Genomic DNA, 17,116 nt, shown 5'->3' with positions numbered 1-17,116 from the left:
CACCCATGCCACGCCGCTATCTGCTTGGCCGCATCGCACAGGCCGCCCTGGTGCTGTGGGCGGCTTTCACGGCCTCTTTCATCCTGCTGCAGCTGCTGCCGGGCGATGCCGTACTGATCAAGTTCCTGAACCCCGAGCTGGGCCTGGGCCCGCAGGAGATCGCCGACATCCGCGCCGCCTATGGCGCCGACCAGCCCGTCTGGCAGCAATACCTGCATACGCTGGCTCAGTTCCTCACGGGCCATTTCGGCTACTCGCTGCAGGCCGGCGTGCCCGTAAGCCAGGGCCTGGCCACCAGTCTGCCGCCCACGCTGCGCCTGGCGGCCCTGGGCTTTTCCACGGCGGCACTGCTGGCCATCGCTCTGGCGGCCGCAGCCAGCCTCGCGCCGCTGGCCTGGCTGCGCAATGCCCTGCAGGCCCTGCCCTCGGTCTTCGTCTCCGTGCCGGTTTTCTGGCTGGGCATCATGCTGATCCAGGTCCTGTCCTTCCGCCTGGGATGGATTCCCGTCATCAATCCCGGCCCCTGGGAAGGTCTGGTACTGCCCACGCTGACGCTGGCCGTCCCCATTTCGGCGCCACTGGCCCAGATCCTGCTGCGCAATATCGACACCGTGCTGGCCCAGCCCTTCGTGGCCGTGGCGCGCTCCAAGGGCGCTTCTCGCGCCTGGGTGCTGCTGCACCATGTGGCGCGCAATGCCTTGCTGCCCACCTTGACGATTGCCGGCGTGCTGTTCGGCGAGCTGCTGGCCGGTGCCGTGGTCACCGAGGCCGTGTTCGGCCTCAACGGCCTGGGCACGCTGACCCAGCAGGCCGTGGGCAACCAGGACACGGCCGTGCTCCAGGCTGTAGTCGTGGTCTCGGCCGCCGCCTTCGTGCTCATCAACCTCGCCGTGGACCTGCTCTACCCGCTGCTCGATCCTCGTTTGCGTCATTCTGTGGAGAACCGGGCATGAACACCGCCGTCTCGACCGCCATTCCCAAGCCACTGGCATCCGGCGTCGCCTCGACCGCTGCGCCCAGGCTGGCGCCCCCGCCGGCACCGGCCGCAAAAAGCCTGCGCCCCGTCCTGATCGATCTGCAAAGGCTCAGACGCCTGCCGCCCACGCTGGCCCTTGCCTGGCTGGTGATTGCCACCGCCGCGCTGTGGGCCCTGGTTCCGGGCTGGTTTGCCCATCAGAACCCCATCGTCGGCCAGGCCGGCCAGCAGTTGCTGGAGCCCGGCCTCGCGCACTGGCTGGGCACAGATGCGCTGGGGCGTGATCTCTGGGCCCGCGTAGTGCACGGCTCCGTGCACTCCTTGTCGGGTGCTTTCCTGGCCGTGGCCGTGGGCCTGGTGGCGGGCACGCTGATCGGCCTGCTGGCCGGTGCCACGGGCGGCCGTGTCGATGACGCGCTGATGCGCTTCGTCGACGTGCTGCTGGCCGTGCCTTCGCTGCTGCTGTCGCTGACCATCATCATCCTGCTGGGCTTTGGCACCATCAATGCGGCCATCGCCGTGGGGGTGGCATCCGTGGCCGGCTTCGCGCGCCTGGTGCGCTCCGAAGTGGTACGCGTGCGGCGCTCCGACTATGTGGAGGCGGCCTTCGGCAGCGGCGGACGCTTTGCCGCCGTGCTGTGGCGCCATGTGCTGCCCAATTCGCTGACCTCGGTGGTGGCCCTGGCCGCTCTGCAGTTCGGCTCGGCCATCCTGTCGATTTCCACGCTGGGTTTTCTGGGCTACGGCGCGCCGCCGCCCACGCCCGAATGGGGTCTGCTTATCGCCGAAGGGCGCAACTACATCGCCACCGCCTGGTGGCTGACCACGGCGCCGGGCCTGGTCGTGGTGGCGGTGGTGCTGGCCGCCAACCGCATCGGCGCCTCCTTCGCAAGGAGGCCGGCATGAGTGCCCTGCTGCAAGACCGCCCCGCCACGACAATCCCTGCCGCAGCCCCGCTGCTTGAGGTCCAGGACCTGGTCATCGCCTACCGCGACCACAGCGGCCAGGAGCAGCGCGTGGTCCACGGCCTGTCGTTTTCCGTGGCGCCCGGCGAGGTCGTGGCCCTGGTCGGTGAATCGGGCTCGGGCAAGACCACCACGGCCCAGGCCGTGATCGGACTTCTGGCCGACAACGGGCGCCGCGAGCAAGGCAGCATCAGGCTACAGGGCACCGAGGTCTCGGACTGGAGTGCTGCGCGCTGGAACAACATTCGCGGCCGCGTGATCAGCCTGGTGCCTCAGGATCCGACCACCTCGCTCAACCCAGTGCGCACCGTGGGCGACCAGGTCGGCGAAATCCTGCGCATTCACGGCCTGCGCGACCGCACTGCCATCGAGGCGCGCGTGATCGACCTGCTGACCCGCGTGGGCCTGTCCCAGCCCGCCCTGCGCGCGCGCCAGTATCCGCACGAGCTGTCGGGCGGCATGCGCCAGCGCGTGCTGATCGCCATCGCCATCGCACTGCGGCCTGCGCTGATCATCGCCGACGAGCCCACCAGCGCACTGGATGTCACGGTGCAGCGGCGCATCCTGGATCTGATCGACGAGCTGCGCCGCGAAACCGGCACCGCCGTGCTACTGGTCACCCACGACCTGGGCGTGGCGGCCGACCGCGCGCATCGCCTCATCGTCATGCAAGGCGGCCGCATCCAGGAGCAAGGCCCGACACTGGAGCTTCTGCGCAATCCGCAGAGCGCCTATACGCGCCGCCTGCTGTCTGATGCTCCGTCGCTTACGCCCGCCCCCCGTCGCACCGCGCCATCGGCGGCGGCCACTGCCCAAGACTGGGCCATCGAGGTCGAGGATCTGGTCCATGACTTCCATGCCCCCGGCCAGGGGCTTGGCGTTTTCCGTGCCGTGGACGGCGTGTCGCTGCGCCTGCGCCGGGGCTCCACGCATGCCATCGTCGGCGAGTCGGGCTCGGGCAAGACCACGACCATACGCGACATCGTGGGCCTGGTGCGCCCTACATCGGGACGCATCCGCATCGCCGGCGCCGAACTCACGGGCCTGCGCGGCGAGGCCCTGCGCCAGCTGCGGCGCAAGGTCCAGCTGGTCTACCAGAACCCGTTCAGCTCGCTGGACCCGCGCCAGCGTGTCTTCGACATCATCGAGGAGCCACTGCTCAACTTCGAGCCGCTGCCGCCCCAGGAGCGCCGCCAGCGCGTGCTTGACATGCTCGAGCGCGTGGGCCTGCCGGCCGCCGTGCTCGAACGGCGCCCGCATGCGCTCTCGGGCGGCCAGCGCCAGCGCGTGGCGATTGCACGCGCCCTGGTGCTGCAACCGGAGGTGGTGGTGCTGGACGAGGCCGTTTCGGCCCTGGACGTGACCGTGCAGGCCCAGATCCTCGCCCTGCTCGCGCAGTTGCAGCAGGACCTGGGCCTGAGCTATCTCTTCATCTCGCACGACCTTGCCGTGGTGCGCCAGATCGCCGACACGGTGTCGGTGCTGCGCGCAGGCAAGGTGGTGGACGCGGGCAGCGTCGAGGACGTGTTCCTGCGCCCCACCAGCGACTACACACGCGAACTCATGGACGCCATTCCCGGCAAAAGGAGCATTGATTTTGTCCCCCACCCCGCCTGACACTCTTGCTAGCGTGCGCCCTGCCCCACGCCTGGGCTTCTTCAGCCGCCTGCTCGATGAGGTGCCGGCCGGCGAACGCTACCGCCTGGTCACCGAGCAGATCGCCCATGCCGAAGCCCAGGGCTTCGACTCGGCCTGGATCGCCCAGCATCATTTCCACGAAAGCGAGGGCGGCCTGCCCTCGCCCTTTGTCTTTCTCTCGCATGTGGCGGCCCGCACGCGGCGCATCCGTCTGGGTACTGGCGTGGTCACGCTGCCGCTGGAAAATGCGCTGCGCGTGGCCGAGGATGCGGCCGTGCTGGACCTGCTATCGGACGGTCGCCTCGAAGTGGGCCTGGGCACGGGCGGCACGGCGGAGTCCTTCGAGGCCTTCGGCGTCACAGGCAGCGAGCGCGGCGCAGTCTTTGCACGCAACTTCGCCGTACTGCAGGATGCCTGGGCCGGGCGCGAGCTGGCAGGCGGCGTGCGCCTGTACCCCGCAGCCCCGCAGCTGCTGGAACGCGTCTGGCAGGCCACGTTCTCGGTCGAGGGCGGGGCACGCGCCGGCGCCAACGGGGACGGCTTGATGCTCTCGCGCACCCAGCCCCGACCCGAAGGCCGACCCCGGGCCACGCTGTCCGAGATACAGAACCCCATCATCGAAGCCTATCTCGCGGCCCTGCCCGCAGGACGCGCACCGCGCATCCTGGCCTCTCGCACGCTGCTGGTTGCCGACAGGCGCGAACAGGCGCTGGACTGGGCCGAGGCCGGTCTGCGCCGTTCGGCCCGGCGGCATACGGCCCTGGCCTCATCCGCGTCCACGCAATGGGCAACGCGCGTCGATCCGCAGGCGCCGCTGCAGCAGCTCATTGAAGCCTATGACGTGCATGTGGGCACGCCCGAGGAGGTGATCGCATCGCTGCGCGCCGACACGGCGCTGGCTCAGGCCAGCGACATCGTGTTCCAGGTCCACTCCATCGACCCGCCGCACCAGGCCATTCTGCGCTCCATCGAGCTGACGGCAGCCGTCGTGGCGCCGGCTCTGGGCTGGCACCGCAGCAATGCCCCCGCCGGCGCTTCCCAACCCTCAGTCCGGACCGAACTACTTCAAGCCGCATGACCATGAGCAATACCGCACAGACCCGCTTTCCCGAAGATGTGATCGACCATCTCGCCGATATCGCTGCCGGCAGCACGCTGGATCAGGTGCGCCGCCACCGCAGCGAGGCTCGCACCCAGGCCCAGCAAAGCTTTGCCGCGCTGTTCACCCCTGCCGAGCCCGTTGCAGGAACCGTCTCCCTGCGCGAGCGCCTGACGCTGGCCGCCTTCACGGCAGGCCTGCATGGCGAGCCTCGCAGCACGGCCTTCTACACACGCGCCCTGGCGGCCGAGGATTCCGATCTGGCCGATGCCGTGAGCTCGGAAGTGGTGCGCGGGCGCGCTGCCAGCCTGCAAGCCGGCAGCGGCCCGCACGGCCCCTACGGGATCTATCCGGCCGGCCCCTTGAGCCGCGAGGACCAGAGCGGCCCCAGCTACGCCGTGGACCCGGCGCATGCGGCTTTGCTGGGTCCACGCCTGAGCGCCGCTCTGACCCATGCCCATCTGCTGGCCTACCACCCACGCGATGCGAGTGACCAGGCCCTGCTGGCGCTGCAGCAGGCCGGCTGGAGCGAGACCGATATCGTCATCCTGTCCCAGCTCGCCTCTTTCCTGTCCTTCCAGATCCGCCTCGTGGCGGGGCTGCGCGTGCTTGGCGCACGAGCTGCAATCACCACGGACTCTTCCACCCCTGCCCTGCAAGCCCAGCCATGACCACCACGCACAACACCTCCCCCAAGGTCTTCACCCAGGAACAGCTCGACTGGCAGCCATGGATAGCTCCGCTGGAGGAGAGCGAGCTGAGCGAGCGCCACCATGCAGGGCTGGTGGACGCGGCGCGCGCGCGTTCACCCTATTTCCGGCTGCTGGCGCGCGACCCCGACACGCTGGGTGCACGCACGCGCACCGACAAGGACATCTTCTACAACCCCGATGCCGGCCTGCCGCGCGCCGAGCGCGAACTGGCAGCAGCTGCAACCTCACGCACCAACGGCTGCATCTACTGCGCTTCGGTACATGCGCGCTTTGCCACACATTTCTCGCAGCGCGCCGCCGATGTGCAGCGCCTGCTCGATGAAGGCCCGGGCAGCGATCTGGGTCCGCGCTGGAACGCCATCGTCGCCGCCGCCGTGGCCCTGACGCAGACGCCGCCCGCGCTGGAATCCAGTCATATCGATGCGCTGCGCGCCGCCGGTCTCGACGACGCTGCCATCTCCGATGCGCTGCAGGGCACTGCCTTCTTCAACTGGGCCAACCGGCTCATGCTGTCGCTGGGCGAGCCGCTGCGCACGAGCAACTGACAGCGCAGCTCACCACAGCCCCAACAGCTTCCACCAGGCGCTGCCGACGACAGCGAAGATCAGCAACTCCAGCACGCACATCGCGGCTCCCACGCGCCACCAGACGCCCAGGGTCACATAGCCGCTGCCGAAGATGATGGGCGAGGTGCCGGTCGCGTAATGCGTCAGCGTCATCATGATGGCCGAGCCAGCCGTCATCATCAGCATAAAGGGGACGACATAGTCGGCCGGGATCAGCTGCGCACCCACGGTCAGAAAGGCCAGCATCATGGCGCTGATATGAGCCGTGGTGCTGGCAAACAGATAGTGCGAGAAGACGAAGACGCCCACCAGAATCGCGGCCACGGGCAGCCAGTCCAGGCCGCTGGCGACGATGGCATTCTTCAGACCATCGGCAAACCAGGCGACCACCCCTAGCTTGTTGAGCTGCTCGGCCAGCATGACCAGGGCACCGAACCAGATCAGCGTATCCCAGGCGCTTTTTTCGGACAGCACATCATCCCAGTCGATGGTGCCCGTGATGATCAAGGCGAACAAACCGAGAAAAGCCACCACGGTCGGGTCCAGCGTGAAGGCCGGACCGAAGAGCATCTGCGGCACATTGGCCCACAGCAGCAGCATCATGCCGAAGGTCCCGAGCATCACCCGCTCCTTGCCCGACAGCGGGCCCATACGGACCATCTCGGCACGAGCGTATTCCACGGCATTGGGCGTAGCCTTGAGCTCGGGAGGCGACAGCAGATAGACCGCCAGCGGCATCAGCAGCAGACACAACAGGCCTGGCAGCAGCATGTAAAGCGCCCAGCTTGTCCAGCTCAGATGCAGGGACTGGCCCGTGGCCTTGGCCACCAGGTCCACAACCAGAGGATTGGGCGCCGTAGCGGTCAGGAACATGGCCGAGGTGATCGGGTTGGAGTGGTAGTTGACCAGTGCCAGATAGGTCCCTACCTTGCCTTGCGTTCCCTTGGCCGGGTCCGACTCAAAGGCATTGGCAATGGACTTCATGATCGGATGCACGATGCCGCCGCCGCGCGCCGTGTTGCTTGGCGTGAACGGGGCCAGCACCAGCTCGCAGATCGCAAGTCCGTAACCGATGCCTATGGTGCGCTTGCCCATCAGCGCAATGAACAGCAGGCCGATGCGGTTGCCGAGCCCCGTCTTCTTGAGGCCGCGCGAGATCAGAACCGCCACCACGATCAGCCAGATCAAGGGGTTTGCAAAGCTGCTCAGCGCATCCGTGATCGCGCCCTTGGATGAGCTGGAAGTGACCTGAGACAGCGACACGATGACAATCGCCATCAGAGCCATCACGCCTATGGGCATGACCTTGAGAATGATCGCCACGATAGTCGTCAGAAAGATGGCCACCAGCTGCCATGCCTTGCTATCCAGCCCAGCCGGCACCGGCGTCAGCAGCAGACCGATCAGCACCAGGGTGGCAACCAGTGCAGGCACCAGCCGAAACGGCACGGCCGCTTTGAGGTAGCGGAACATCGAGACGATTTTCTCGAACATACAAGTCCTTTTCTTTACCTGCAGCGCATCGAGACACCATACCTCAGCTCGGAGAAATCCAGTAGACACGGACGGGCATTGGTGCTCAGGTCGCAGACTGGCATCATGATGCAGTGCCGCACGGCCTCGCCCCCAGGCCGACGTTCACCTTGTCGGCATTTGATCGGCATCAAGACTTATGGAAGCAAAACCGACGGCCAGGCCCGCGGTATGCCAGCATCCGGGGCTGGGACATATGTCCATGGATTGAGCAGGAGAGCCACCCTACATGCCAGCGAACCGATTCTTGCCCGATGAATGGGAAAACCGCCTTGAGGAAATAGACTTGGAGATCCTGCATCAGGCAGCTATCTGCAAGATCCGGCTGCTTGAGCCCGGTGCCGTGGAGCGCGTGCTGGCCAACGATGTAGGCATCTGCGGGGCCGCGCATGAGACGGCATTCCGGACCTTGCGCGGTCTGCTCTATCTGCATTACACCGAGGTGCTGCATATCAGCGAGGTGCTCAGCCCGGAAATCGCCCAGGTGATCGCCGACCGCGTACGCGAGCACCTGCGCCGTCGCTCAGGCACGCAGTCGGGGGTATGACGAGTCAAGGCGGGTGCCGCCTTTTGGCCCATGGAGAAAATGGACAAAAAAAAGGCCACGACATTGTCGTGACCTTTTCAATTTGGTTGCGCGAGAAGGATTTGAACCTCCGACCTTTGGGTTATGAGCCCAACGAGCTACCAGACTGCTCCATCGCGCGGTATTTCCAAATTATAGCAGGCTTTGCAGCCTGCTCGAGGCTTATTCAGCTGCTGCAGCGACTTCTTCAGCGCGCTCAACCAGTTCCACATAGGCCATGGGAGCGTTGTCGCCCACGCGGAAGCCCATCTTCAGGATACGTGTGTAGCCGCCGGGACGCTGAGCGTTGCGGGGACCCAGCACGTTGAACAGCTTGGTCACGCTGTCGCGGTCGCGCAGACGGTCAAAAGCCAGACGGCGGTTAGCCACGGTGTCAACCTTGGCCAGAGTGATCATGGGCTCGATGACGCGACGCAGTTCCTTGGCCTTGGGGACCGTGGTCTTGATGGCTTCGTGCTCGATCAGCGAGTTCATCATGTTCTGCAGCATTGCCTTGCGGTGTGCAGAAGTGCGGTTCAGTTTGCGGAGGCCGTTGCCGTGACGCATGGTGCTTTTCCTTTGCTCCCCGTTTTTATCCGGAGATCTTTATTAAATTAAATCAGGCAGCCGTATCAGGTACTGCCCGAGGCACTTGGACTTTGCCAAAACCATTCGATTTCAGCAAAGTCCTCTATTGTAGCGATTAACGCTTTTCCAGGCCAGCTGGTGGCCAGTTTTCGAGCTTCATGCCCAGCGTCAGACCGCGGGAAGCCAGAACTTCCTTGATCTCATTGAGCGACTTACGACCCAGGTTGGGAGTCTTGAGCAGCTCGTTTTCGGTACGCTGGATGAGGTCACCGATGTAGTAAATGTTCTCTGCCTTGAGGCAGTTGGCAGAACGCACGGTGAGCTCGAGCTCGTCCACAGGACGCAGCAGGATGGGATCGAACGAGGTGGCAGCACCGCGGCCACCGGCAGGAGCGTCGAACACGCTGGCGATATCGCCACCGTCGAGCTGGGCAAACACTGCCAGCTGTTCCACCAGGATCTTGGCGGATGCGCGCACTGCGTCTTCAGCGGTGATGGCACCGTTGGTTTCGATTTCCAGAACCAGCTTGTCCAGATCGGTACGCTGTTCCACACGTGCGGATTCGACAGCGTAGCTCACGCGCTTGACGGGCGAGAACGAAGCGTCGAGCACGATACGGCCGATCGACTTGGTCGATTCGTCACCGTAGCGGCGCACGTTGCCGGGCACATAGCCGCGGCCCTTTTCCACCTTGATCTGCATGTCCAGCTTGCCGCCTTGCGACAGATGGGCAATCACATGATCAGGGTTGACGATTTCTACGTCGTGGGGGGTCTGAATGTCACGGGCAGTGACAACACCTTCGCCATCCTTGCGCAGGCTCAGGGTGACTTCGTCACGATTGTGCAGCTTGAACACCACACCCTTGAGGTTCAGCAGGATGTTCGTCACATCTTCCTGGACACCGTCGATGGAGGAGTACTCATGCAGCACTCCAGCAATCGTCACTTCCGTCGCTGCGTAACCCACCATGGAGGAGAGCAGAACACGGCGCAGGGCATTGCCCAGCGTATGACCGTAGCCACGCTCAAACGGCTCCAGAACAACCTTGGCACGGTTGTGACCAAGTTGCTCGACATTGATTGTCTTGGGCTTCAGCAAATTCGTTTGCATGCAGACTTCCTCTCAATACCCTCGGCTCGTTACACCGGTAAGGCTGGTGAAGCACCCACGGCGCGATGCCTCGCGCCGTGGGGACGGTTACAGAAATGTCGCTGCTAAAGATTAACGCGAGTACAACTCAACGATCAGGGATTCGTTGATGTCAGCTGCGAATTCATCGCGGTCAGGAGACTTCTTGAAAGTACCTTCTGCCTTGTCAGCAGACACTTCCACCCATGCGGGGAAGCCCACTTGAGCAGCCAGTTGCAGAGCTTCGACCACGCGAGCTTGCTTCTTGGACTTTTCACGCAGGGCAACCACGTCGCCTTCCTTCACGGAGTAGGAAGGAATGTTCACGGACTGGCCGTTCACGGTGATAGCCTTGTGCGACACCAGCTGACGTGCTTCAGCGCGAGTGGAGCCGAAGCCCATGCGGTACACGACGTTGTCCAGACGCGATTCCAGCAGGGACAGCAGGTTGGCACCAGTGTTGCCACGCTTGCGGTCAGCTGCTTCGAAGTAGCGGCGGAATTGCTTCTCCAGCACGCCGTACATGCGCTTGACCTTCTGTTTTTCGCGCAGTTGCAGACCGTAGTCGGAAGTGCGCTGACCGGAAGTGCGGCCATGCTGACCAGGCTTGGTGTCGAACTTAGCCTTGTCTGCGATGGAGCGACGAGCGCTCTTCAGGAACAGATCGGTGCCTTCGCGGCGGGAGAGTTTTGCCTTGGGGCCAATATAGCGTGCCACTTGATTTCCTTTGTGTCATCTACCGTGCGCAAACACGGGAGCCGCCCGCGATGCAAATGCACCTGGGCGGCGGTGGGCTTGATAAAAAATTAGATACGACGACGCTTTTGAGGGCGGCAGCCGTTGTGGGGAACCGGTGTCACGTCCGAAATGGAAGTGATGCGGATACCCAGAGCACCCAGGGCGCGAACCGAGGATTCACGGCCAGGACCGGGACCCTTGATTTCGACTTCCAGGTTCTTGATGCCCTGTTCGATAGCAGCACGACCGGCCACTTCCGAAGCAACCTGAGCAGCAAAGGGAGTCGACTTACGCGAACCCTTGAAGCCCTGGCCACCCGACGAAGCCCACGACAGAGCGTTGCCTTGACGGTCGGTGATGGTGATGATCGTGTTGTTGAACGAAGCGTGCACGTGCGCAATACCGTCAGAAATATTCTTACGGACCTTCTTGCGAACGCGAGCAGCTGCGTTGTTTGCGGGAGACTTAGCCATAATGATCTTTCAATCTCTTATTTCTTCAGAGCCGCTGCACCCTTGCGCGGACCCTTGCGAGTACGAGCGTTCGTGCGGGTACGTTGACCGCGCATGGGCAGGCCGCGACGATGACGGAAACCGCGGTAGCAACCAATGTCCATCAAACGCTTGATGTTCATGGTGGTTTCGCGACGCAGATCACCTTCCAGAGTCATGGGATTCAGGAAGTCACGGATCTTTTCCAGATCAGCGTCCGTCAGGTCCTTGACCTTCTTGGAATACTCGATACCGCATGCTTCGCAGATTTTGCGAGCTGTAGTGCGACCGATGCCAAAGATGGCAGTCAGGCCGATTTCAGCATGCTTGTGCGGCGGGATGTTAATGCCAGCAATACGTGCCATATTAGTCCTCTAATGCTTTCAATCAACCTTGGCGCTGCTTGTGGCGCTGGTCAGTGCAGATCACGCGCACAACACCTTTGCGGCGGATGATCTTGCAGTTACGGCAGATTTTCTTGACCGAAGCCGAAACTCTCATTCTTTTCTCCTAAAACTTTCCATCCACTATCGGCCTATCGACCGGGAAACAATGCCCGCGATAGATCGATGGGCGTCTACTAACTTTTGGCAGGCTGCCCCCTTGGGCAGCCTTGTCATCAAATACCAGCCTTAAAGTTCGCTTTTTTCAGGAGCGACTCGTATTGCTGCGACATCACGTAGTTCTGCACTTGCGCCATGAAGTCCATTGTCACGACCACAATGATCAGCAACGATGTACCACCGAAGTAGAACGGAACGTTGTACTTCAGGATCAGGAATTCGGGCAACAAGCACACGAAGGTAATGTAGATCGCGCCAGCCAGGGTCAGGCGAACCAGAATCTTGTCAATGTAGCGGGCTGTCTGTTCGCCAGGACGAATCCCGGGGATGAAAGCGCCACTCTTCTTCAGGTTGTCGGCAGTTTCCCGGCTGTTGAAAACCAGGGCCGTATAGAAGAAGCAGAAGAAAATGATCGCGGCAGCATAAAGGATGACATAGATTGGCTGACCAGGGGTCAACGTGCTCGCAATATCCTTCAGCCAGCGCATGGATTCTCCTGCACTGAACCAATTCACCACCGTAGCGGGCAGCAAGATGATCGACGAAGCGAAGATGGGAGGAATCACACCTGCCATGTTCAGCTTCAGTGGCAAGTGCGAAGACTGACCACCGTACACCTTGTTGCCGACTTGTCGGCGTGCGTAATTCACCAAGATCTTGCGTTGACCTCGTTCGACATACACGACGAAATACGTCACGGCTGCCACAACGAGAACAATGAAGATTGCCGCCAGAATGCTCATGGCACCGGTGCGCACCAGTTCCAGCAGACCGCCGATAGAGCTCGGCAGGCCTGCGGCGATACCGCCAAAAATCAGTATCGAGATACCGTTGCCCAGACCACGTTCAGTGATCTGTTCACCGAGCCACATCAGGAACAAGGTACCGGCCGTGAGACTGACGACCGCAGTCATGCGGAAGCCAAAACCAGGGTTCAGAACCAAGCCTGCGGAGCTTTCCAGGGCAACAGCAATTCCCAAGGACTGAAACAGCGCCAGGCCCAGAGTGCCATAGCGGGTGTACTGGGTAATCTTGCGACGACCCGCTTCACCTTCCTTTTTCATCTGCTCGAATGTCGGGACCACGTAGGTCATGAGCTGCATGATGATCGATGCCGAGATGTACGGCATGATCCCCAGTGCGAACACTGTGAAGCGCGAGAGCGCTCCACCCGAGAACATGTTGAACAGATTGAGAATGCCGCCCTGCTGGCCAGAGAACAGCTGCTGCAGCTGCGCTGGGTCGATGCCCGGAACGGGGATATGCGCCCCGATACGGTATACGACCAGCGCAAGCAACAGAAAAACCAGACGACGACGCAGGTCGCCGAATTTTCCAGTCTTTGCAATTTGAGCTGCGCTAGTAGCCACGGATGTCTTCTTTCAGAACTTTAATCAGGCGATGCTGCCACCGGCAGCTTCGATGGCAGCCTTGGCACCGGCGGTAGCGCCGATACCGTTGAGCTTGACAGCCTTAGTCAGTTCACCGCTCTTGATGATCTTCACGACCTTAGCGATAGAACCAACCAGACCGGCTTGCTTCAGAGCAGCCAGATCGACTTCGGCCAGGCCGAGCTTATCCAGCTCGGACAGGGTCACTTCTGCATTGAACTTCAGCAGATGCGACTTGAAGCCACGCTTGGGCAGGCGACGCTGCAGAGGCATCTGACCGCCTTCGAAGCCCACCTTGTGGTAGCCACCCGAACGCGACTTCTGACCCTTGTGACCGCGACCGGCGGTCTTACCCAGACCAGAACCGATACCGCGACCCACGCGACGCTTGGCGTGCTTGGCGCCGTCTGCAGGCTTGATGCTATTGAGTTCCATCATCAATCCTTTCAGAGAACCTTCACCAAGTAGGCGATCTTGTTAATCATGCCGCGCACTTCAGGAGTGTCCTGCAGTTCGCTGACGCTGTTCAGCTTGCGCAGACCCAGGCCACGCACAGTCGCACGGTGCGACTCTTTGGTGCCGATGGGGCTACGAACCAGCTGAATCTTGACAGTTTGTTGTGTTGTCATGTGCTGGACTCCGATCAGGCGGTGAAGATGTCTTCGACCGACTTGCCGCGCTTTGCTGCCACGTTCGCAGGGGTCGTGGAGTTCTTCAAAGCGTCGAAAGTTGCGCGAACCATGTTGTAGGGGTTCGACGAACCGTGGCTCTTGGCCACGATGTCGGTGATACCCACCACTTCAAAAACAGCGCGCATGGGGCCGCCAGCGATGATGCCGGTACCCTTGGGAGCTGGGTGCAGTTCGACCTTGGCAGCGCCGTGATGGCCCTTCACCGAGTGGTGAATGGTGCCGCTCTTCAGTGCAACCTTCATCAGGTTGCGACGGCATTCTTCCATCGCTTTTTGCACGGCAGCAGGCACTTCCTTGGACTTGCCCTTACCCATGCCAACGCGACCGTCACCGTCGCCAACCACGGTCAGTGCAGCGAAGCCGAGAATACGACCACCCTTCACAACCTTGGTGACGCGGTTGACCGCGATCATTTTTTCGCGCAGACCGTCGTCACGACCTTCGTCTTGCACTTTGGGGGAAAATTTAGCCATTTGTATCCGCTCCGCTTAGAACTGCAGGCCCGCTTCGCGAGCGGCTTCTGCCAAAGCCTTCACGCGGCCGTGGTATGCAAAACCGGCGCGGTCGAAAGCCACTTTCTCAACGCCAGCAGCCTTAGCCTTCTCAGCAATGCGCTTGCCGATCAGCGTGGCGGCGGCCACGTTGCCACCCTTGCCAGCGGCGCCGAGTTGCGAACGCACTTCGACTTCTGCAGTGGAGGCCGAAGCCAGCACGGTAGTGCCGTCTTCCGAAACCACGGAGGCGTAGATATGGAGGTTGGTGCGGTTCACGCTCAGACGTGCAACGCCTTGCTGGGCAATGCGGATGCGAGTCTGACGGGCACGGCGCAGACGCTGCTCTTTCTTGTTCAACATCATGCAGCTCCTTACTTCTTCTTGGTCTCTTTGATCACGACCTTCTCATTCGCATAGCGAATGCCCTTGCCCTTGTAAGGCTCGGGAGGACGAACGGCACGGATCTCAGCAGCCAATTGACCGACCACTTGACGGTCAGCACCCTTGATCACGATTTCAGTCGGAGTGGGGGTAGCGACAGTGATGCCGGCAGGCATCTCGAAGTTGACGGGGTGCGAGAAGCCCACCGCCAGGTTCAGCTTGGAACCTTGTGCAGCGGCCTTGTAGCCCACGCCAATCAGCGTCAGCTTCTTCTCGAAGCCTTCAGTCACGCCCTTGACCATGTTGTTGACCAGCTGGCGGAAAGTACCGGCCAGAGCGTCAGCTTCACGGGAATCGTTGGCGGGAGCAAAGGACAGCTTGCCGTCGTTGTTGCCGATGGCCACCAGGCGGTTCAGAGCCAGCGACAGATCGCCGCCCTTGCCCTTGACCTTGATGGATTCAGCGTTGATGGACACATCCACACCAGCGGGGATGGTCACAATAGCTTTTGCTACGCGAGACATTTCAGTATTTCTCCTTAATGTCCGTTAGGCCACATAGCACAGCACTTCACCGCCGATACCGGCAGCACGTGCTTTGCGATCGGTCATCACGCCCTTGGGAGTAGTGACGATGGCCACACCCAGGCCGTTTTGGACCTGAGGGATTGCGTGACGACCCTTGTAGACGCGCAGGCCGGGACGGCTCACACGTTCGATACGTTCGATCACAGGGCGACCGGCGTAGTACTTCAGGGTAATTTCGAGTTCGGACTTGCCACCTTCGGACTTCACTTCGAAGCCGTCGATATAGCCTTCTTCCTTCAGCACTTGTGCGATGGCAACCTTGACCTTGGAGGAAGGAGCCGACACAGTGGCCTTGGAGACCAGTTGTGCATTGCGGATGCGGGTCAGCAAGTCAGCGATGGGATCACTCATGCTCATGTTTAATCTCTCCTGCTTGCTTACCAGCTGGCCTTGGTGACACCGGGGATGTCGCCAGCAAAGGCCAATTCACGCACCTTGGCGCGACCCAGACCGAATTGGCGGAAGGTACCGCGAGGACGGCCAGTGATCTCGCAACGGTTACGCTGGCGAGTGGGGTTCGAGTTACGGGGCAGCTTCTGCAGACCCAGGCGAGCGGCGTCGCGCTCTTCGTCGGAACGCTTCACGTCGCCGGCGATTGCCTTCAGTTCTGCATACTTGGCAGCATACTTGGCTGCCAGCTTTTCGCGCTTCAGTTCGCGCTGAATCATTGCTACTTTAGCCATGCGCCACCTCAGTTCTTGAAGGGGAATTTGAAAGCGGCGAGCAGTGCCTTGCACTCTTCGTCGTTCTTCGCTGTTGTCGTGATGCTGATGTTCAGACCACGCAGAGCGTCCACCTTGTCGTACTCGATTTCGGGGAAGATGATTTGTTCTTTGACGCCAACGTTGTAGTTGCCGCGACCATCGAACGAGCGACCCGAGATACCACGGAAGTCACGCACGCGGGGCAGAGCCACGGTCACGAAACGGTCCAGGAATTCGTACATCTGAACGCCACGCAGGGTCACCATGCAGCCGATAGCTTGGCCTTCGCGGATCTTGAAACCAGCGATAGCCTTCTTGGCCTTGGTCACCACAGGCTTCTGACCAGCAATCTTGGTCAGGTCAGCCACGGCGTTGTCCATCACCTTCTTGTCGGCCACGGCTTCGCTCACACCCATGTTCAGAGTGATCTTGGTCAGACGGGGCACTTCCATAGCGGAGGTGTAGCCGAACTTTTCTTTCAGTTCAGCCGCGATCTTTTCGCGATAGAGTTTTTGCAGTCGTGCCATGTGTTGCTCCTTAGGCGGCGATTTCAGCGCCATTGGACTTGAACACGCGAACACGTGTGCCGTCGGCGTTCACCTTGATGCCCACGCGATCGGCCTTGCCGGTCGCTGCATTGAAGATAGCCACGTTGGATTGGTGGATAGGCATGGCCTTTTCCACGATACCGCCGGTGGTGCCCTTCATGGGGTTAGGCTTGGTGTGCTTCTTGACCAGGTTGATACCGTCCACGATCACGTGGGAGTCATCCTTGCGCAGAGAAACCACGCCACGCTTGCCCTTGTCACGGCCGGTCAGCACGATAACTTCGTCGCCCTTGCGAATCTTGTTCATGGTGCTATTCCTTTAGAGAACTTCAGGGGCCAGCGACACGATCTTCATGAACTTTTCGGTACGCAGTTCACGAGTCACGGGGCCAAAGATGCGGGTGCCGATAGGCTCCAGCTTGGCGTTCAGCAGCACGGCGGCATTGCCGTCGAACTTCACGAGCGAACCGTCTGCACGACGGATGCCCTTGGCGGTGCGCACAACCACAGCACTGTAGATCTCGCCTTTTTTGACGCGACCACGAGGAGCTGCTTCCTTGACGCTCACCTTGATGATGTCGCCAACACTTGCGTAGCGACGATGAGAACCGCCCAGCACCTTAATGCACTGAACAGACTTCGCGCCGGTGTTGTCGGCAACCTCTAACCGAGATTCTGTTTGGATCATTTCAATATTCCCAACTTGCTCCAGCAACGCTCGACAGCCCCAGAGTCTTCTCAAGGGCCGTTCA

At 61.6% G+C, this 17,116-nt stretch carries 25 protein-coding genes and 1 tRNA gene; 7 read left to right on the top strand and 19 right to left on the bottom strand.

Going from position 1 to position 17,116, the window contains the following annotated elements; genetic code table 11:
* Positions 1-5 precede the first annotated feature (5 nt).
* Genes ACLBXN_RS11385 through ACLBXN_RS11360 form a run of 6 tightly spaced genes read left to right on the top strand, consistent with a single transcriptional unit; the run spans position 6 to position 5,936 of the window.
* Positions 6-953 carry an ABC transporter permease gene (locus ACLBXN_RS11385; RefSeq protein ID WP_043003939.1) on the top strand — a complete coding sequence of 316 codons (948 nt, stop codon included), beginning with the start codon at positions 6-8 and terminating at the stop codon, positions 951-953.
* A complete protein-coding gene (locus ACLBXN_RS11380) occupies positions 950-1,882 on the top strand; it encodes an ABC transporter permease (RefSeq protein WP_343677341.1) in 933 nt (310 codons plus the stop codon). Before ACLBXN_RS11385 ends, ACLBXN_RS11380 begins: the two co-directional genes overlap by 4 nt.
* Positions 1,879-3,558: a dipeptide ABC transporter ATP-binding protein gene (locus ACLBXN_RS11375; protein WP_447612191.1), complete on the top strand. Its 1,680-nt coding sequence runs from the start codon at positions 1,879-1,881 to the stop codon at positions 3,556-3,558. The genes ACLBXN_RS11380 and ACLBXN_RS11375 overlap by 4 nt, the downstream gene beginning before the upstream one ends.
* Positions 3,539-4,657: a putative FMN-dependent luciferase-like monooxygenase gene (locus ACLBXN_RS11370; RefSeq protein ID WP_447612190.1), complete on the top strand. Its 1,119-nt coding sequence runs from the start codon at positions 3,539-3,541 to the stop codon at positions 4,655-4,657. Before ACLBXN_RS11375 ends, ACLBXN_RS11370 begins: the two co-directional genes overlap by 20 nt.
* Positions 4,654-5,349, top strand: a complete 696-nt coding sequence (locus ACLBXN_RS11365) for a CMD domain protein (protein ID WP_447612189.1) — start codon at positions 4,654-4,656, stop codon at positions 5,347-5,349. Before ACLBXN_RS11370 ends, ACLBXN_RS11365 begins: the two co-directional genes overlap by 4 nt.
* The gene (locus ACLBXN_RS11360) at positions 5,346-5,936 is read left to right on the top strand and encodes an alkylhydroperoxidase domain protein (protein WP_447612188.1); all 591 of its coding nucleotides are present in this window, start codon (positions 5,346-5,348) and stop codon (positions 5,934-5,936) included. The genes ACLBXN_RS11365 and ACLBXN_RS11360 overlap by 4 nt, the downstream gene beginning before the upstream one ends.
* A gap of 9 nt (positions 5,937-5,945) precedes the next feature.
* On the opposite strand, the gene ACLBXN_RS11355 is transcribed toward ACLBXN_RS11360, so the two are convergent.
* Positions 5,946-7,451, bottom strand: a complete 1,506-nt coding sequence (locus tag ACLBXN_RS11355) for a DASS family sodium-coupled anion symporter (protein WP_447612187.1) — start codon at positions 7,449-7,451, stop codon at positions 5,946-5,948.
* 268 nt (positions 7,452-7,719) lie between these two features.
* Here ACLBXN_RS11355 and ACLBXN_RS11350 point away from each other — a divergent pair, with 268 nt between their 5' ends.
* Positions 7,720-8,037: a hypothetical protein gene (locus tag ACLBXN_RS11350; protein ID WP_211457310.1), complete on the top strand. Its 318-nt coding sequence runs from the start codon at positions 7,720-7,722 to the stop codon at positions 8,035-8,037.
* An 83-nt stretch (positions 8,038-8,120) separates the two neighbouring features.
* On the opposite strand, the gene ACLBXN_RS11345 is transcribed toward ACLBXN_RS11350, so the two are convergent.
* From ACLBXN_RS11345 to rplN, 18 genes are all read right to left on the bottom strand, one after another.
* Positions 8,121-8,197: transfer RNA gene (locus tag ACLBXN_RS11345), tRNA-Met, on the bottom strand.
* Between the two features lie 41 nt (positions 8,198-8,238).
* Complete coding sequence (rplQ, locus tag ACLBXN_RS11340) at positions 8,239-8,622, bottom strand: 50S ribosomal protein L17 (RefSeq protein WP_211457311.1); 384 nt, start codon at positions 8,620-8,622, stop codon at positions 8,239-8,241.
* Positions 8,623-8,758: 136 nt separating this feature from the next.
* Entirely contained in the window at positions 8,759-9,757 is a 999-nt protein-coding gene (locus ACLBXN_RS11335) for a DNA-directed RNA polymerase subunit alpha (RefSeq protein ID WP_003050542.1), read from the bottom strand.
* 111 nt (positions 9,758-9,868) lie between these two features.
* Complete coding sequence (rpsD, locus tag ACLBXN_RS11330; RefSeq protein WP_003050540.1) at positions 9,869-10,492, bottom strand: 30S ribosomal protein S4; 624 nt, start codon at positions 10,490-10,492, stop codon at positions 9,869-9,871.
* An 89-nt stretch (positions 10,493-10,581) separates the two neighbouring features.
* Positions 10,582-10,986 carry a 30S ribosomal protein S11 gene (gene rpsK, locus ACLBXN_RS11325; RefSeq protein WP_003050538.1) on the bottom strand — a complete coding sequence of 135 codons (405 nt, stop codon included), beginning with the start codon at positions 10,984-10,986 and terminating at the stop codon, positions 10,582-10,584.
* Positions 10,987-11,003: 17 nt separating this feature from the next.
* Positions 11,004-11,369 (bottom strand): 30S ribosomal protein S13, encoded by a 366-nt coding sequence (rpsM, locus tag ACLBXN_RS11320; RefSeq protein WP_003050537.1) that lies wholly within the window; start codon positions 11,367-11,369, stop codon positions 11,004-11,006.
* 22 nt (positions 11,370-11,391) lie between these two features.
* Positions 11,392-11,505: a 50S ribosomal protein L36 gene (gene rpmJ, locus ACLBXN_RS11315; protein ID WP_003050535.1), complete on the bottom strand. Its 114-nt coding sequence runs from the start codon at positions 11,503-11,505 to the stop codon at positions 11,392-11,394.
* A 118-nt stretch (positions 11,506-11,623) separates the two neighbouring features.
* Entirely contained in the window at positions 11,624-12,937 is a 1,314-nt protein-coding gene (secY, locus tag ACLBXN_RS11310) for a preprotein translocase subunit SecY (RefSeq protein ID WP_003050520.1), read from the bottom strand.
* 24 nt (positions 12,938-12,961) lie between these two features.
* Positions 12,962-13,393 (bottom strand): 50S ribosomal protein L15, encoded by a 432-nt coding sequence (gene rplO, locus ACLBXN_RS11305; protein ID WP_003050519.1) that lies wholly within the window; start codon positions 13,391-13,393, stop codon positions 12,962-12,964.
* Between the two features lie 11 nt (positions 13,394-13,404).
* Complete coding sequence (gene rpmD, locus ACLBXN_RS11300) at positions 13,405-13,587, bottom strand: 50S ribosomal protein L30 (RefSeq protein WP_003050517.1); 183 nt, start codon at positions 13,585-13,587, stop codon at positions 13,405-13,407.
* 14 nt (positions 13,588-13,601) lie between these two features.
* Positions 13,602-14,123: a 30S ribosomal protein S5 gene (gene rpsE / locus ACLBXN_RS11295; protein WP_003050515.1), complete on the bottom strand. Its 522-nt coding sequence runs from the start codon at positions 14,121-14,123 to the stop codon at positions 13,602-13,604.
* Between the two features lie 15 nt (positions 14,124-14,138).
* A complete protein-coding gene (gene rplR / locus ACLBXN_RS11290; RefSeq protein WP_003050513.1) occupies positions 14,139-14,504 on the bottom strand; it encodes a 50S ribosomal protein L18 in 366 nt (121 codons plus the stop codon).
* 11 nt (positions 14,505-14,515) lie between these two features.
* Entirely contained in the window at positions 14,516-15,049 is a 534-nt protein-coding gene (gene rplF, locus ACLBXN_RS11285) for a 50S ribosomal protein L6 (RefSeq protein ID WP_003050512.1), read from the bottom strand.
* Positions 15,050-15,073: 24 nt separating this feature from the next.
* Positions 15,074-15,469: a 30S ribosomal protein S8 gene (gene rpsH / locus ACLBXN_RS11280; protein ID WP_003050510.1), complete on the bottom strand. Its 396-nt coding sequence runs from the start codon at positions 15,467-15,469 to the stop codon at positions 15,074-15,076.
* 20 nt (positions 15,470-15,489) lie between these two features.
* The gene (rpsN, locus tag ACLBXN_RS11275; protein ID WP_003050509.1) at positions 15,490-15,795 is read right to left on the bottom strand and encodes a 30S ribosomal protein S14; all 306 of its coding nucleotides are present in this window, start codon (positions 15,793-15,795) and stop codon (positions 15,490-15,492) included.
* 8 nt (positions 15,796-15,803) lie between these two features.
* Positions 15,804-16,343, bottom strand: a complete 540-nt coding sequence (gene rplE, locus ACLBXN_RS11270; RefSeq protein WP_003050507.1) for a 50S ribosomal protein L5 — start codon at positions 16,341-16,343, stop codon at positions 15,804-15,806.
* Positions 16,344-16,353: 10 nt separating this feature from the next.
* The gene (gene rplX / locus ACLBXN_RS11265; protein ID WP_003050504.1) at positions 16,354-16,671 is read right to left on the bottom strand and encodes a 50S ribosomal protein L24; all 318 of its coding nucleotides are present in this window, start codon (positions 16,669-16,671) and stop codon (positions 16,354-16,356) included.
* Positions 16,672-16,683: 12 nt separating this feature from the next.
* Positions 16,684-17,052, bottom strand: coding sequence for a 50S ribosomal protein L14 (gene rplN / locus ACLBXN_RS11260; RefSeq protein ID WP_003050500.1), 369 nt, complete (start codon positions 17,050-17,052; stop codon positions 16,684-16,686).
* Positions 17,053-17,116: the final 64 nt, after the last annotated feature.

The organism is Comamonas sp. C24C (genome assembly GCF_053345995.1).
The sequence above is the reverse complement of the archived record's forward strand: the minus strand, read 5'-3'. Positions and strand labels throughout refer to the sequence as shown.

What these genes read in the sequence shown, in the direction of transcription:
- ACLBXN_RS11385 (WP_043003939.1), top strand. Translation starts at nt 6, where the DNA reads ATGCCACGCCGCTATCTGCTTGGCCGCATCGCACAGGCCGCCCTGGTG.
- ACLBXN_RS11380 (WP_343677341.1), top strand. Translation starts at nt 950, where the DNA reads ATGAACACCGCCGTCTCGACCGCCATTCCCAAGCCACTGGCATCCGGC.
- ACLBXN_RS11375 (WP_447612191.1), top strand. Translation starts at nt 1,879, where the DNA reads ATGAGTGCCCTGCTGCAAGACCGCCCCGCCACGACAATCCCTGCCGCA.
- ACLBXN_RS11365 (WP_447612189.1), top strand. Translation starts at nt 4,654, where the DNA reads ATGACCATGAGCAATACCGCACAGACCCGCTTTCCCGAAGATGTGATC.
- ACLBXN_RS11360 (WP_447612188.1), top strand. Translation starts at nt 5,346, where the DNA reads ATGACCACCACGCACAACACCTCCCCCAAGGTCTTCACCCAGGAACAG.
- ACLBXN_RS11355 (WP_447612187.1), bottom strand. Translation starts at nt 7,451, where the DNA reads ATGTTCGAGAAAATCGTCTCGATGTTCCGCTACCTCAAAGCGGCCGTG.
- ACLBXN_RS11350 (WP_211457310.1), top strand. Translation starts at nt 7,720, where the DNA reads ATGCCAGCGAACCGATTCTTGCCCGATGAATGGGAAAACCGCCTTGAG.
- rplQ (WP_211457311.1), bottom strand. Translation starts at nt 8,622, where the DNA reads ATGCGTCACGGCAACGGCCTCCGCAAACTGAACCGCACTTCTGCACAC.
- ACLBXN_RS11335 (WP_003050542.1), bottom strand. Translation starts at nt 9,757, where the DNA reads ATGCAAACGAATTTGCTGAAGCCCAAGACAATCAATGTCGAGCAACTT.
- rpsK (WP_003050538.1), bottom strand. Translation starts at nt 10,986, where the DNA reads ATGGCTAAGTCTCCCGCAAACAACGCAGCTGCTCGCGTTCGCAAGAAG.
- rpsM (WP_003050537.1), bottom strand. Translation starts at nt 11,369, where the DNA reads ATGGCACGTATTGCTGGCATTAACATCCCGCCGCACAAGCATGCTGAA.
- rpmJ (WP_003050535.1), bottom strand. Translation starts at nt 11,505, where the DNA reads ATGAGAGTTTCGGCTTCGGTCAAGAAAATCTGCCGTAACTGCAAGATC.
- rplO (WP_003050519.1), bottom strand. Translation starts at nt 13,393, where the DNA reads ATGGAACTCAATAGCATCAAGCCTGCAGACGGCGCCAAGCACGCCAAG.
- rpmD (WP_003050517.1), bottom strand. Translation starts at nt 13,587, where the DNA reads ATGACAACACAACAAACTGTCAAGATTCAGCTGGTTCGTAGCCCCATC.
- rpsE (WP_003050515.1), bottom strand. Translation starts at nt 14,123, where the DNA reads ATGGCTAAATTTTCCCCCAAAGTGCAAGACGAAGGTCGTGACGACGGT.
- rplR (WP_003050513.1), bottom strand. Translation starts at nt 14,504, where the DNA reads ATGTTGAACAAGAAAGAGCAGCGTCTGCGCCGTGCCCGTCAGACTCGC.
- rplF (WP_003050512.1), bottom strand. Translation starts at nt 15,049, where the DNA reads ATGTCTCGCGTAGCAAAAGCTATTGTGACCATCCCCGCTGGTGTGGAT.
- rpsH (WP_003050510.1), bottom strand. Translation starts at nt 15,469, where the DNA reads ATGAGCATGAGTGATCCCATCGCTGACTTGCTGACCCGCATCCGCAAT.
- rpsN (WP_003050509.1), bottom strand. Translation starts at nt 15,795, where the DNA reads ATGGCTAAAGTAGCAATGATTCAGCGCGAACTGAAGCGCGAAAAGCTG.
- rplE (WP_003050507.1), bottom strand. Translation starts at nt 16,343, where the DNA reads ATGGCACGACTGCAAAAACTCTATCGCGAAAAGATCGCGGCTGAACTG.
- rplX (WP_003050504.1), bottom strand. Translation starts at nt 16,671, where the DNA reads ATGAACAAGATTCGCAAGGGCGACGAAGTTATCGTGCTGACCGGCCGT.
- rplN (WP_003050500.1), bottom strand. Translation starts at nt 17,052, where the DNA reads ATGATCCAAACAGAATCTCGGTTAGAGGTTGCCGACAACACCGGCGCG.